At 59.9% G+C, this 13,668-nt stretch carries 10 protein-coding genes and 1 pseudogene; 2 read left to right on the top strand and 9 right to left on the bottom strand.

Annotated elements, in window-relative coordinates:
* Nucleotides 1-15: 15 nt before the first annotated feature.
* From BLL42_RS00855 to BLL42_RS00830, 6 genes are all read right to left on the bottom strand, one after another.
* On the bottom strand, nucleotides 16-2,802 hold the full coding sequence (locus BLL42_RS00855; protein WP_071550290.1) for a malto-oligosyltrehalose synthase: 2,787 nt from the start codon (nucleotides 2,800-2,802) through the stop codon (nucleotides 16-18).
* Nucleotides 2,799-4,880, bottom strand: coding sequence for a 4-alpha-glucanotransferase (gene malQ / locus BLL42_RS00850; RefSeq protein ID WP_071550289.1), 2,082 nt, complete (start codon nucleotides 4,878-4,880; stop codon nucleotides 2,799-2,801). The genes BLL42_RS00855 and malQ overlap by 4 nt, the downstream gene beginning before the upstream one ends.
* Nucleotides 4,877-6,682: a malto-oligosyltrehalose trehalohydrolase gene (treZ, locus tag BLL42_RS00845; RefSeq protein WP_071550288.1), complete on the bottom strand. Its 1,806-nt coding sequence runs from the start codon at nucleotides 6,680-6,682 to the stop codon at nucleotides 4,877-4,879. The genes malQ and treZ overlap by 4 nt, the downstream gene beginning before the upstream one ends.
* Nucleotides 6,683-6,695: 13 nt before the next feature.
* Nucleotides 6,696-8,264 carry a glycogen synthase GlgA gene (glgA, locus tag BLL42_RS00840; protein ID WP_071550286.1) on the bottom strand — a complete coding sequence of 523 codons (1,569 nt, stop codon included), beginning with the start codon at nucleotides 8,262-8,264 and terminating at the stop codon, nucleotides 6,696-6,698.
* Nucleotides 8,265-8,781: 517 nt separating this feature from the next.
* A complete protein-coding gene (locus tag BLL42_RS00835) occupies nucleotides 8,782-9,225 on the bottom strand; it encodes a DUF411 domain-containing protein (protein WP_071550285.1) in 444 nt (147 codons plus the stop codon).
* A 154-nt stretch (nucleotides 9,226-9,379) separates the two neighbouring features.
* Nucleotides 9,380-11,374: a methyl-accepting chemotaxis protein gene (locus BLL42_RS00830; protein WP_071550283.1), complete on the bottom strand. Its 1,995-nt coding sequence runs from the start codon at nucleotides 11,372-11,374 to the stop codon at nucleotides 9,380-9,382.
* A 404-nt stretch (nucleotides 11,375-11,778) separates the two neighbouring features.
* Between BLL42_RS00830 and BLL42_RS00825 the strand changes: the two genes are divergently transcribed.
* On the top strand, nucleotides 11,779-12,315 hold the full coding sequence (locus BLL42_RS00825) for a hypothetical protein (RefSeq protein WP_071550281.1): 537 nt from the start codon (nucleotides 11,779-11,781) through the stop codon (nucleotides 12,313-12,315).
* Nucleotides 12,316-12,343: 28 nt separating this feature from the next.
* Here BLL42_RS00825 and BLL42_RS30940 read toward each other — a convergent pair.
* Nucleotides 12,344-12,445, bottom strand: a pseudogene (locus BLL42_RS30940) (aldo/keto reductase); the annotation flags it as partial.
* A gap of 58 nt (nucleotides 12,446-12,503) precedes the next feature.
* Nucleotides 12,504-12,635, bottom strand: a complete 132-nt coding sequence (locus BLL42_RS30740) for a hypothetical protein (protein WP_269086204.1) — start codon at nucleotides 12,633-12,635, stop codon at nucleotides 12,504-12,506.
* 157 nt (nucleotides 12,636-12,792) lie between these two features.
* On the opposite strand from BLL42_RS30740, the gene BLL42_RS00820 reads away from it, so the two are divergent.
* Nucleotides 12,793-12,981 carry a hypothetical protein gene (locus BLL42_RS00820; protein ID WP_071550279.1) on the top strand — a complete coding sequence of 63 codons (189 nt, stop codon included), beginning with the start codon at nucleotides 12,793-12,795 and terminating at the stop codon, nucleotides 12,979-12,981.
* Nucleotides 12,982-13,207: 226 nt separating this feature from the next.
* On the opposite strand, the gene BLL42_RS00815 is transcribed toward BLL42_RS00820, so the two are convergent.
* Nucleotides 13,208-13,585 (bottom strand): fe2+ zn2+ uptake regulation protein, encoded by a 378-nt coding sequence (locus BLL42_RS00815; protein WP_071550277.1) that lies wholly within the window; start codon nucleotides 13,583-13,585, stop codon nucleotides 13,208-13,210.
* Nucleotides 13,586-13,668: the final 83 nt, after the last annotated feature.

Genomic DNA, 13,668 nt, shown 5'->3' with positions numbered 1-13,668 from the left:
GCTCCTGAGTTGAACTCAAGTCTGGATAAACAGATTGACCGGGAAGTCTCCCAGCGCGGCGCTAATCAGCAACTCCTTGTGGTGTGTGACTGCACCTGTTGTAAAAAGTCCCTTCAGCTTTTCTTCGGCGGCGGTGAACGGCAGTTTGACCCGGGTGTCGCCCCAGAGCAGGGCAGGCACCTTCGGTGTGGCACTGCTTTCCAGCAGCGGTGCGACCCGTACCGGCACCAGTACAATCGCCCGTTGGCCGTCGAGTTCACGGGCGAAAGCCAACACCCGTTCAGCCTGGCTGCCCACCACCTGCAACGCTTGATAACGGCCCCGCCGAAACAGCTGCGGGTAGTGCGCGCGTACCGCCAACGTGTGCGCAATCAACGCCTGTTTGATGTGCCCGCTACGCCAGTTGTGCAGCAACTGTTGAGTGTCCACCGGGTTTTTCAACGCTTGCTGGCGGACGGTGAAATCAACCGCTCGTCGATTGTCCGGGTCCACCAGGCTGAAGTCCCAAAACTCATTGCCCTGATACAGATCCGGAACCCCCGGCACCGTCATGCGCAGCAAGGTTTGCGCCAATCCATTGAGCGCGCCGCCGCAGGCAATCGCTTGCGCAACGTCGGCGATGGCACTGCGTAATGGCAGGCCTTCGGGGCTGATCAGAAGGCGTTCGAGGAAGGTTCGTGCGGCCTGTTCATAAGGCTCATTCGGCGCGCTCCAACTGCTCTCGAGTTTGGCTTCGCGCAGGGCTTTTTGCTGCCACTGTCCCAGGCGTTCGGCGTAGGCCGTCAGCGACTGCTGGTCAGCGCAATGCAGCTCCAGCGGCCAACTGGCGAGCAAGGTCTGGTAGAGAATCAGTTCATCAGCGGCCGAGGGCATCGACGGAACACTGCGCAGGGCGCTGGCCTGTCTCCGCCAGTTTTCGACCTGTTCGGCATACCAGACACTGCGTTCGCTGAGCAGCGCCAGACGTGCCCGGCTGTCTTCACCACGCTTGTGGTCATGGGTGGCGGTGGCCAGCAGGTTGTCCGCAAACTCGGCGAATCGTTGGCTGCACGCCACGTGGAAGTCCGCGAGTGGGGCGCTGAACTGTTCGGTGTTGAAGCCGACATCGTTACGCGACAACAGTACGCCTGAGCGATAGAGCGCGGTGTCTTCCACGGCTTTGGCGGCGGCCGGCGAGGTCAGCTGCTGAAAGCGCACGCACGCATGCTTGAGGATCTTGCGTTGACGGCCCACCGGGCGCTCACGCCAAGGCTGCCCGCCCAGCCACTGCCCCAGATAGTCGAGCACCGGCCAGTCGGCTTCGCTCAAGGTTTGCCGCGCGCCGTTCAGGGCGTGCTGAAAAAACACCTCGTCTTGCGCCGAGCGCCCACACGGGCCGGTGTACGTTCGGTATACCGGGAAATGCACGATCAGTTCCTGTAATGCCCGACGAATTGCACCGAGGGTCATATCTCGGCTCATCAGGTCATCGCGGGCTACTTGCAGCAAGGCCTGCGCGACACTTTCGAAGTCGCCGGCCAGCGAGCCGTTGAGAATCTGCTGACGCGCCAGCTGCGCTTCTTCGAGGAAGGCGGCGGGCCGCTCGGTGTGCCGGTTCCACAGTTTGCCAAGGACCTGCTCGCCCTGCGGGTCGTGTTGCAGCAACGACAACTGATTCATGAACTCATAGCCAGTGGTGCCGTCGACCTGCCAGTCGCCGCGCAGGGCTTCGCCGTCGCCGAGGATTTTTTCGACATAGATCGGTACGTGTCGCGACGGCGACAGTGCGTTCACTCGGCGTCTGAGTTTGCGGCAGTAACCATGCGGGTCGGCGAGCCCGTCGATGTGGTCGATACGCAAACCATCCACCAGGCCGTCGGCAATCAGCTCGAAAATTTTTGCATGGGTAGCCTCGAACACGGCCGGGCGTTCGACCCGCAGCCCTGCGAGTTCGTTGACGTCGAAGAAGCGCCGCCAGTTGATGTCATCGGCCGCCGTGCGCCAACTGGCCAGGCGATAGCTCTGGTGTTCGAGCAACGCGTGCAGCCGGCTGAAACCTTCGGGTTGGCGGGAGTCGTGGAGGCCGAGGTTGTGCTCGATGCAGCGCAGGATCGCCGGATTAGTCGCCAATAGTGTCAGCGCATGCTGCAGCGGTTGCGCAAGGGAATGGGCGTCGGTCTGGTAGTGCAGGGTGGTGAATTGATCGGCCAATGCTTTGAGTTGCAGTGCCTGTTCGGCGTCGAGCGAGTCGTCTGGCTTGAGCAGTTCAGCGTAATCGGCGGGGCAGATCGGGAAGCGGTGCTCGTGGTGTTCGACATGGAAGCTGCCTCGTCCTGGATCGATGAGCAGTGTCAGCGTGCCGTCCTGTAAGGCGCTGCCGTAGTCGCTGTCCAGAAACGGCAGTAACAACTGACCTTCGAGCAGCGGGTCTGGCGAGTGCCATTGAATGTCGAAAAATTCGCCATAGGGACTCAGTCGGCCCCATTCCAGCAGGTCCAGCCACCAGGGGTTGTCGGCGCCACCTACGGCCATGTGGTTGGACACGATGTCCAGAATCAGCCCCATGTTCTGCGCGCGCAGCGCGCTGACCAAGCGCCGCAGGGCTGCTTCACCCCCCAGTTCGGGATTGACCCGGGTCGGGTCGACCACGTCGTAGCCGTGCATCGACCCGACCCGCGCGCGTAGCAGTGGCGAGGCATACAGGTGGCTGATCCCTAACGCAGCGAAGTACGGCACCAGCGGCACGGCGTCATCCAGGGTGAACCCATGATGAAACTGCACGCGCAACGTCGCCCGCACCGACGAGATTTGCGCCTCACTCATTGATCACGCTCGGCCGCCTGAAGGCGTGCGCAAGCGAGCAGTTCCAGACGTCGTGCGGCATCCGCATCGTCCAGCAGCACGTCGCTTTCATCGGCAAAACGCCGACGCCAGTTCGGATGACTGTCGATCGTGCCCGGGAGGTTGGCCTGTTCATCGATACCCAGCGCATCTTCCAGCGGCAGCAACACCAACGGCGCGCGGGTGTGACCCAGAAAACGCACGCTGGCGTCAAGCACCTGGTCGGTCTCGTGGGCTTCCTCACGGAAATTTTGCGGGTCCTGGCTCAAGGCCCGACGCAAACCTTCGCGCTCGCGTTGGCGGTGCTCGCGCCATTGCTGTTCGCCGTGGCCGTCGACGATCCCCAGCCGGGCATTCCATTCGATGTCGCGGCCATGCCACCAACCGTTGAGCGTCGGCAGGTCATGGGTGCTGGTGGTGGCCAGCGCGTTGTCCGGCCAATCGAGAATCGGTTTGAAGCGCGCACCGTGGTCCTGCTCGAACAGCAGCACGCGCATACCGAGGATCGAGCGGGCGATGAGTTTGTCGCGCAGGCCATCGGGCACGGTGCCGAGGTCTTCGCCGAGCACGATCGCCTGATGTCGATGGGACTCCAGGGTCAGCAAGCGCAGCAGGTCGTCCACCGGGTAATACAGATACGCACCGTCACTCGGCGGCGCGCCAAGGGGGATCACCCACAGCCGTTGCAACCCCATGACATGGTCGATACGCAGGCCGCCCGAATGGGCAAAATTGGCCCGCAGCATCTCGATGAATGCACGAAAACCGTTACGTATCAGCCCTTCGGGGGAAAACGCAGAAATCCCCCAGCCTTGACCCGCGCGATTGAGAATGTCTGGTGGTGCGCCGACAGTGAGGGCGGCGAGCAATTCGTCCTGACGACCCCAGGCCTGGCTGCCACCGCCATCCGCGCCAACGGCCAGGTCGGCGATCAGGCCGATGCCCATGCCACTGCTTCGGGCAACGGTTTGCGCGCGTTGCAAGCTGCGGGCGATCAACCATTGGCAAAAGGCATAGAAACCGATACGTCCGGCATTTTGTTCGGCAAAGGCTGCCAGCTCGGCACTGCGCGGGTTACGCCAGTGCGCAGGCCACTGGCGCCAGTCGAGGCTTTCGCCACGGGCGGCACAGTCTTGCTGGAGGGCCTCGAAACGGCAGTGGTTTTCCAGGGCCTCGCCACCGCAGTGGCGAAAGCTGCTGAAGTCCTCGTGCAAGGGATGATCGCCCCGCGAGAACCCTTCATACAGCGCTTGCAACAATTGCTGCTTGGCCTTGGCGGCGGCAGGCCAGTCAATCAACGGTTGGTCTTCCAGTTGTTTGAGTTCGTCGGCCAATTCGGTGGCGTCGATGGCCAGACGCAGGGCGCGCTCGCCGAGAATCTCCCCGGGCGAGGCGTACAAACTGTTGAGAAACAAACGGCTGGAAGGCGAGTAGGGGCTGTAGCGTTGCGTATCGTTGCTGAACATCGCGTGCAGCGGGCTGATCGCTAACGCGTCGGCGCCGCGTTCACCGGCAACGCGGGCGAGGTTTTCCAGCGCCTGCATGTCACCAAAGCCACCGTCGCCGGGGCGCCGCAACGAATACAGTTGCACACTCAGGCCCCAGGCCCGGGGTGTCTGGTTGTTAACGGCGGCGGCTACGCTATGGCACTGCAAGGGGGCCACAGCGAGGGTGAAGCATTGACCGGCGATGCTGACCTCCTGATAGCCGACCGGGATCAATCCCGGCAGCACCGCGTCGGCATCAAGTTTCAGAGTGAGGATTGCGCCGTCTTCCAGATGAATCTCACAGGGCGTTTCAGGCTCGAAGTAATGGGCAAGGTCGAGCCCGGCGCTGACGTCGACGGTCATCAAGGGTGGCAAGTGTTTGCGTTGTTGCTTCTGTTGCAGCTCCAGCAGGCTGGCGTCGATTTCCTGAGCGCTACCGGCCGGGTGGCCAAGCCCGGTGAGCACCGCTCGCAGTGCAGCCGGAGCAACTTTCTGTGGGCGGCCGTTGGCGTCGATCCAGTCGACGGCCAGGCCGGCCCGGCTGGCGAGGATTTCCAGTTGCGCATCGCTCATGGACGCTCTCCAGTGGGGGTTAGTAAGGAAGCCGTTGCCGTCAGGCTGACCAGCGCGCAGTAGGGGGCGAGGGTGCCTTGTTGCAGGTGTTCGAAGGACTGCTGCGGGTACTCGAACAGCAGCCGGGTATGGGGGTGTGGCGAATGGGGCACAGGCTTCGCGTTGAGGTTCAGGTCGATGCACAGCAGGCTGCCATCGCCCAACTGCCAACGCGCACTCACCGCGCCTGTTGCCAGTACCGTGGCGCCTAGCGCGTGAGCACCGGGCAGGCGCGGGGTGATTTCTCGATGACGGATCAGCAGCAATTGTCGATAGAGCTTCAGGGTCGCTTGCTGTGTTATCGGTTCAGATGACGTCAGTGTCGGGCACGATGCAGTGAAGGTGTGCGAAGCATTCGGATCGGGAATCTGCTCGCGTGTGTGCGGATCGGCAAAGGCGCTGAAGGCCGCGAATTCATTGCGTCGACCTTCACGCACCCGCTCGGCCAACTCGCCATGGTGGTTGGTGAAAAACAGAAACGGCTGGTCAGCGGCGTATTCGTCGCCCATGAACAGCAACGGGATCATCGGTGACAACAGCAAAAGTACAGTCGCAGCGTGCAACGCCTGAGGCTTGGTCAACTGGTGAAGGCGCTCGCCAAAGGCACGGTTGCCGATCTGGTCGTGATTCTGCAGAAACAGCACGAAGGCGCTGGGCGGCAAATGCCCACTGCGCTCACCTCGGGCATGGCCGTGGCGATGGGTATGGCCTTGATAGGCGAAGCCCTGGCTCAGGCAACGGGCCAGTTGCTCGGTAGGGTGCTCGGCGAAGTCGGCGTAATAGGCCTCGGTTTCCCCGGTCAACAGCACATGCAGCGCATTGTGCCCATCGTCGTTCCACTGCGCGTCGAAGCCCTGTTCCAGCAGGCTGGCCTGGTTGCGCTCGTTTTCCACGGTGAGCCAGACATGGCGGGGTGGATCGATGTGCTGGCGTATCCGCGCCGCCAGTTCCTGGAGGAAATCCGGATCCTCGATGGCGTGCACCGCATCCAGACGCAAACCGTCGAAACGGTACTCGAGCAGCCACATCAACGCGTTGTCGATAAAGAAGTCGCGCACCTCGCGACGCCGGAAATCAATGGCCGCGCCCCAAGGCGTGTGCAGGTCTTCGCGAAAAAAGCCTTTGGCGTAGTGATTCAGGTCATTACCGTCCGGACCGAAATGGTTGTAAACCACGTCGATGATCACCGCCACGCCCAAGCCGTGGGCGGTATCGATCAGATGTTTGAGCGCTTCAGGCGTACCGTATGACGACTGTGGCGCGTAGGGCAGCACGCCGTCGTAGCCCCAATTACGCTCGCCGGGAAACTGCGCCAAGGGCATCAGTTCGATCGCTGTAACGCCCAGTTCGGCCAGCCGTGGCAGGTGTTTTTCGACCTCGACAAAACCGCCCAGCACACCCACATGCAGTTCGTAGATCACCGCTTCATGCCAGGGCCGGCCTTGCCAGAAGCAGTGCTGCCAACGGTAAGCGTGCGGGTCAACCACCACGCTGGGTGACGTAAGACTGCCGGCTTGCGCCCGGGACGCGGGGTCCGGCACGTTCCGTTCGCCATCGATGTTGTAGCGATAGCGGGTGCCGGCCGGGCAATGGGTCTCGATCACGAACCAGCCGTCCGCCTGGGGTAGCATCGGCAGTGATTGCCCGTCTTCAAGCTCGACACTCACATAAAACGCATCGGGTGCCCACAAGGCGAAGCGGGTGTGTTCGGCATCCAGCATGACGGCGCCGTGGGGCCAGGTTTCCAGAGTCCGTAACGGCATTCAAGGATCCCTCTCACGGCTTGACCGACTGACCCAACGCCTTGGCGACCAGTTGCTCATAGAGCTCAGCATAGGGCTCGACCGCCTTGCACCAGTTGAACGGCGCGGCCATGGCCCGGCAGCGCATGGCGTTCAACAGGGCCGGGTAGGCGAACACCTTGAACGCCCGACGCAAGGCTTCCTCGTAGCTGGCAACCGTGGATTCATCGAAGAGAAAACCGGTGACGCCATTTTCGATGGTGTCGGCCAGCCCTCCGGTGTTGCGTGCGACCGGCAACGAGCCGAAACGCTGTGCATACATCTGGCTCAAGCCGCAGGGTTCATAGCGTGAGGGCATCAACAGGAAATCACTGCCGGCAAACATCCGCCGCGCATCGGTTTCGTTAAAGCCGATGCGCACACCGATCTGCCCTGGAAAACGCAGGGCCAGGGCACGCATGGCTTGTTCCTCTTCCGGCTCGCCCCGGCCGATGATCGCGATTTGCCCACCCGAAGACACAATAAACTCGGACACGGCTTCGGTCAGGTCCAGGCCTTTTTGGTACACCAATCGCGAGACCACCGCGAACAGCGGACCCTTGGAGTCTTTCAGACCGAACAGCTCGCGCACGTGGGCAGCATTCACTGCTTTGCCGTCCCAGTCGCCGATGCTGAACGGGCAATACAGGTGGGGATCGGTCGCAGCGTCCCAACTTTCGTCGATGCCATTCGGGATGCCGCTGAGCAGACCTTGCTGGGTCTTGCTGGCAAGGAAACCGTCGAGACCGCAGCCGAAGGCCGGGGTGGTGATTTCCTGGGCGTAGGTCGCGCTGACGGTGGTGATATGGCTCGAATAGGCCATGCCAGCCTTGAGGAACGACAGTTTGCCGTAGAACTCCATGCCTTCCTGTTGCAGGGCATGTTCGGGAATACCCAGTTCGGGGCAAGAGGCGAGGCTGACCACGCCTTGGTAAGCGAGGTTATGAATGGTGAACAGAGTCGGCGTGCGCTGACCACGCCAGTGCATGTAGGCCGGGGCCAAGCCTGCGGGCCAGTCGTGGGCGTGCACCAGATCCGGGCGCCAGTGAATCTGTGCCAGATTGGCGGCGATGTCGGCGGCTGCCAGGCCCAGACGGGCAAAACGAATATGGTTGTCCGGCCAGTCGCGGCCATTGTTGGCGCCGTAGGGCGACCCCTCACGCTCGTACAGTTCGGGGCAGATCAAGACGTAGATGACCAGCCCGTCCGGCATGTCCATGCGGCCAATCTTGCAGGGGGGCAAGGCCGCGTGACCGCCCAGTTCGCCGATGATGTGGATCGGGTTTTCGCTGTGCATCACTTGCGGATAACCGGGAATCAACACCCGAACATCGTGCAAATGGGCCATGGCTCGGGGCAATGCGGCAGAAACGTCACCCAAGCCACCGGTTTTCACCAGATCGGCGATTTCCGAGGTCACAAACAGCACTTTCTTCTTGTTTGGATTCTGACGTGGAGCGGGCAGTACCGTTTTCGCACCCGGGGCAAGAACCGACATCGAGGTCGGCTCGCCAATTTGCTGGTGAGAACGCTCTCCCTGGATTTCTAAAGCGGCACTGTTCATGTGTTTCTCCCGTTTTATTGATCTGTTTCAGGCATCTCACCCCACGATGCAGGCGGCCAGTTCCTGTGGCCGGGCGCAAAAGCGCTACGCAAGGAACAGCAAACGCTGGTCGATGCGCTGAATCTCAAAGGCTGTAGTGGTCGTTGCAAGGATTGCACCAGTCGCTGCGGCCTTACCTTTAACCTGACCCGTTACTTCGGCAGAAAGTTTCGAGTTTTTCCCCACAAAATGACCGGCCGGTTTCCAGTCACGAAATGGAGTCTAGGTCAGAACTTAGAGCGGAGTGTGTGACGTTTTGAAATTGTTCGACAATCGGTTCTGCCGCCACGATTTCCGGGCTCAATGAGCTGCACCCGCACCGACGAAGTGCAAGTTCTTTCGCAGCCGAGGCACAAAAAGAGGGAGAGGGTTGCCAGAGAGTGGGGCGAGGCAAAGAGCCGTCCGCACTCTATTGGTGCGGATGGCAGCAGCAGAAAAAGCGTTCGCTATCGCGTAGACACCGCAAAAGGATTTGCGATTACCGGGCCGGGTAGTCGGCGATCACTTCATCGGTGCCATTCCTGGTCAACCCCATGACCTGATAAGCATCGGCCATGCCCTCCATTTCCATGCCTGGCGAGCCCATGGGCATGCCCGGAGCGGCCACGCCGAGCAGGTCGGATTTACTCAAGGCCAGTACCTGTTCAGCGGGAACATGGCCTTCGACGAATTTGCCGTTGATCACAGCGGTGTGACATGAAGCCAGTCGCGGCGGGACGCCAAGGCGCTGTTTGACTTCGCTCATATTGGCTTCGACGTGGTCGTTGACCTTGAAGCCGTTGGTTTCCAGATGCACGATCCACTTTTTGCAGCAACCGCAATTGGCATCGCGGTGGACATCGATCGGAATCAGCTCGGCCGCCTGGGCCAGGGAGCTGATGAGCAAGGCAGAAAGGGCTGCCAGACGCAGTGTGGTTTTCATCGGTTATCTCTCGCTGATCATTTCACGCAGCGCATTTTGACCATTTTCCCCGATGAAGCAGGGCACTTATGTTTCAACGTTATACATAGACATCCCTTGAAGGCAGATCTTGACAGTTATGCCCACGCGAAACGCGCGGGCGTCATTGCCTGGCTCACTTGACCTTGAAGCGCCCCATGATCGAACTGACCCGAGTATTGGCGTCCAGCAGCTGGCGAGTATTGAGCTCGGTAGCGTGACCGCTTTGCACCAGCTCTTCGACCATATGGCGGATCTGCACCATGCTGCGGTTGATTTCCTCGGTCACCGCGCTTTGTTGCTCGGCGGCGGTGGCGATCTGGGTGCTGAGGCTGTTGATGTGGCTGACCGAGCCGGCCATTTCATCGAGCCCGGCGTTGACTCGCGCTGTCGCATCGGCGGCGGACTGACAGCTGGCCTGGGTGTTTTCCATCGCCGCCACCGAAGAGCTGACACCTTGGGTCAGGCGGGTGAGCATCTCGTTGATCTCCGAGGTGCTGGCCTGGGTACGGGCGGCGAGGGCGCGTACTTCATCGGCGACCACTGCAAAGCCTCGACCTTGTTCGCCGGCCCGCGCGGCTTCGATCGCGGCGTTGAGTGCCAGCAGGTTGGTTTGTCCGGCAATGGCACCGATCACCCCGAGGATTTCGGTGATGCGCTGGGCGTCCTGCTGCATGCTTTCGACTTTGTGGGTGGCGCTGGCCACTTCGTCGATCAACGCGATCACGCTGGTTGAGGCTTCGCCCACCACCACCCGCGAGCGGTCCGCGTGTTCGTTGGCACGTTGGGTAAACGCGGCGGTTTCGGCAGCATTCTCGGCGACGCTATCGGCGGTAGAACTCATCTCGGTGATGGCGGTGACGGTCTGGTCGGTCTCGGAGGCGTGACGCTGCAGGATCTGGTTGGTGTGTGCCGAGGTCTGTTGCAGTTTGTCCAGGCTTGAGGCCATGGCGCCTGTGGCCTGAGTGACTTCGCCGATCATGTTTTGCAGGTAGGCGATGAAGGTGTTGACCGAATGGCCGATCGCGCCCAGTTCATCCTCGGCGCGAATGGTGATGCGTCGGGTCAGGTCGGCGTCGCCGCCGGACAGTGCATCAATGTTGGCTTTCAAGGCTTTCATACGCTGGATCAGTTGGCGGATCGCATACATTTGCAGCAGCACCAGCAGCAGGACCATCGGGATCTGCAGCAGACTCAAGGTGCTCAGTACATCGTCACGCTGAGCGGTGATCAGCGTGGTCGGCAGGGCGGTGGCGAGGAACCACGGGGTGCCCTCGATCGGTCGCATGAAGAAGGTGTTCGCCACGCCTTGATTGTCGAACTCGACGCGTTGCAGCGAGGTGTTACGGCGCTCAAGCGCGGTTTTGATCTGCGCGGCAAACGGCGAGTTGCCCGCCAGCTCACTGATGTTTTTCAAGACAATCGGGCCACTGATGCGCGAGCTGTTGCTGATGATCTTGCCGTCGGCCTCGACAATCAGCATTTCGGCGCCCAGGTCTTTTTCCTTGCGCGCCACCAGTTCATTGAAAAAACCCAGGGTGACGTCAATGGTCGCGACCCCGTACGGCACGCCGTTGCGCGCTATCGCCATGGCGCAGTTGGTGCGCGGTTCGGCGCTGGCGTCGTCCTTATAGGCCGCGGCCCAGGCGCATTGGCCGCGGGGTGTCTGCATTCCGCCCTTGTACCAGGACTGGTCGTAATAGTTGGGCGCCGCGTCACTGTTCCAGAAGGTGTTGACGGCCAGCTTGCCCGACGCATCCCGGTGCCAGAAGGTACTGAATTTGTTGCGTCCGGCTTCGCGCTGGCCAGGCAATGGCCAGATCCCGCCACCAAACACTTTCAGTTCACCGTACTGGTCCACCAGACCAGGCAACACGGTGTCGATGGTCGCGCTGTCGAGCAGGGGGATGGTCTGGGTGATGCTGCGTTGCTGCGCTTGAACCTTGTTCAGTTCGCCCTGGATCTGTTCGGCCACTTCGGCGATGCGGTTCAGGGCCACCTGTTCTTCCGTGTGCCGGAGTTTCGGCGCGACCAACTGGCTGATACCCACCACTGTCAAGGCGAATAACAGCAGGATAAACAGCACCAGAAACAGCGTGTAACGGGCTTGAATGGTACGGAGTGCGGGCATTGAACCTGTCCTTGTGCTAAGCGCTCTTGTTGAATTGGTGCGGCGTTTAGCAGCTATCGGCCTGCGGTAGACGGCCTTTAGTACTATGGTCCCAAAACAGGCTTTTTATGGACGACCGGTCAGTCACGGGCGTGAGCCATGTTCGCTTTCATCCCGGACTGGCAACGTGTTTTTTCCGCGGTTTCAAGCGAATTCAATGATGGTCTGATGGTTAAACAATGGTTTCAAGCCAATGGATTCAAGGGTTTGGTGGTTTGTATCCGAATTGTACAAGAATTGTAAAAGGCTGAAATATTTGTAGGTGGAGGGGCACTGGCACATTGATACTTGCGCGCAATTCCATCGGTTGAATAAGGACTTTTTATGGTCGCCTTACAAGGACGTCTGCGCACAGGGGCATTGTCATGACGATCGGTTATGTCGGAGGCTGGACCAGCAAGGCCGGTTTACTGGTTCGCGAGGGCGGAACGGGGGGCAGTAAACCCGTGTCGCAGAGCGTCAAGGTCAAGCAGATGCTCGCATTGGTGGGTAACGACCCATTAGCACTGAACACTGCAAAAATGAACGAGCAGAAGCTCTACAAGAACTTCAAGGGATTCGACCCCGAGACGGTCACGGTCAAACAGCTCGGAAACGTCAGCGCCTTTTTGCGGGATCGGGGTTTGATCAGCGATGTGACGGCTCTGACGCTGCTCAACGCCGGCGACAAGTTCGATCGCTTTGGGGTGCAGAAAAACCCGGATGAAAAATTCAATGCGCTGGAGTACTTCGCCACGCAACTGGACAACATTCAGAGCAATAACCTCAAAGGTAACAAGTACGCCAATCACCTGATCCCCGAGTACAAGAAGGCGATTTATGTACTGCAGAACCTGAAAACCTATGGCATGGGCAACGGCACAGCTGTTCCGAACACCAAAGGTGTCAACGGCAAAGCCTGATCCTCAAGCGCAACAGGTCCGTCACACATAGCAGCTCTTCGCTAGTGTGCGGACCATCAATATCGGCGGTATCGAGCAAATTGATGCCCAATTCCAACGCGCGATGCAATGTCGTGGTGTTCTCAATAGTTGTCAACTATTGAGAACAGGGGAGCACTTAATGAGGTGAGCGCGCCGCTTAAAACAAGTCAACGGCGGTAGTAGCCATCATGGTAGTAGCGGTGGTCGCCATGCCAGCCACCTCCGCATGGGAAACATACGCAACCGCTCATGGTCAGGATAATCAGCAGGGGAATCAGCAGTGTGATTCGACGGAACATTTCTCAATCCTCATCGTTTGAACCGCATGAAGCCAAAATGCTTCATGGGCTGTAACATGAGACCCCGCTTGCAGCCGCTCATCCCCGAAGAAGCGTATGAGCTTGGCATGCGCCACGATACAAACCGGATACATATGTTCAGGTTCAGGAACCCGTAATGACCCAGTCGCAACGTTTGAAATATTCGATTCTGATCTCCCTTGTCGTGCTGGGGATCATGCTTGGTCTGTCGTACATGCAGAGCACCGGAATGATCAGCGAAAAGTTGTTCCAGTACATCGCTATTGGCGTGGCGGTGGTCGTTGTAGTGATCAATGGGGTGATGCGGCGCAAGGTCAAACCTTAGGCTCTGTACGAAAACTCGCCGAGCGGCGATCAGGCAAGGCAAAAACAGGCGAGGAACGGCTGGGGTCGCACGCGACTTTAGGTCCCTAAATGAGCATTATCCGCTGCGCGACCCCTTCGGGCCGTCCTTCGGACGTTCTCACTCCGTTCGTCCGAGCCTGTTTTTAACGCAGCCTGGTCGACGCGCAGGCAGTTTTCGTACAGAGCCTAGGCGACGCGGTAACGCGTCATTGACTGCCGTAGAGCACGGCTGCGGCTTGCGGGTGCAGGCTGTAGCTCTTGTCATCGTTCAAGACAACCACGCCTTCGCTGCACAGTCGCTTCAGCACTTCGCGAACGCTGAGAAAAGACAGGGGTATATCCAGGTCCAGCAAGTGGCTATGCACGCCGCGCACCCCTTGCGGGCGATCGCTCTCGGCAGCGGTCAGTAGCGCGTCGATCACTTTCAGGCGAATCAGGCTGGTTCGCAGGCCGAAGCTTTTGAGCAACTGCCTGATGCGCTCGTTGTTGTGGCGTTCAGCGTTTTTGGTGAACGCGCCAGCGTCCAGGTTCAGCGAACCGTTTGGCGCAGAGTTGCCATCCGTTGGCAATTGCGAGTTGTACATGCAAAAACTCCTTTTCAGAGCCTGACCAGGAAAAAAGTGATGGGCGCTCTCATTGATTAATGACGAATGAGCTGCGCAAATCA

Source organism: Pseudomonas frederiksbergensis (assembly GCF_001874645.1).
GTDB lineage: Bacteria > Pseudomonadota > Gammaproteobacteria > Pseudomonadales > Pseudomonadaceae > Aquipseudomonas > Aquipseudomonas frederiksbergensis_B.
This window is presented reverse-complemented; position numbering and strand designations above follow the sequence as displayed.

Coding starts and splice junctions, on each gene's coding strand:
- BLL42_RS00855 (WP_071550290.1), bottom strand. CDS start 2,802: ATGAGTGAGGCGCAAATCTCGTCGGTGCGGGCGACGTTGCGCGTGCAG.
- malQ (WP_071550289.1), bottom strand. CDS start 4,880: ATGAGCGATGCGCAACTGGAAATCCTCGCCAGCCGGGCCGGCCTGGCC.
- treZ (WP_071550288.1), bottom strand. CDS start 6,682: ATGCCGTTACGGACTCTGGAAACCTGGCCCCACGGCGCCGTCATGCTG.
- glgA (WP_071550286.1), bottom strand. CDS start 8,264: ATGAACAGTGCCGCTTTAGAAATCCAGGGAGAGCGTTCTCACCAGCAA.
- BLL42_RS00835 (WP_071550285.1), bottom strand. CDS start 9,225: ATGAAAACCACACTGCGTCTGGCAGCCCTTTCTGCCTTGCTCATCAGC.
- BLL42_RS00830 (WP_071550283.1), bottom strand. CDS start 11,374: ATGCCCGCACTCCGTACCATTCAAGCCCGTTACACGCTGTTTCTGGTG.
- BLL42_RS00825 (WP_071550281.1), top strand. CDS start 11,779: ATGACGATCGGTTATGTCGGAGGCTGGACCAGCAAGGCCGGTTTACTG.
- BLL42_RS30740 (WP_269086204.1), bottom strand. CDS start 12,635: ATGTTCCGTCGAATCACACTGCTGATTCCCCTGCTGATTATCCTGACC.
- BLL42_RS00820 (WP_071550279.1), top strand. CDS start 12,793: ATGACCCAGTCGCAACGTTTGAAATATTCGATTCTGATCTCCCTTGTC.
- BLL42_RS00815 (WP_071550277.1), bottom strand. CDS start 13,585: ATGTACAACTCGCAATTGCCAACGGATGGCAACTCTGCGCCAAACGGT.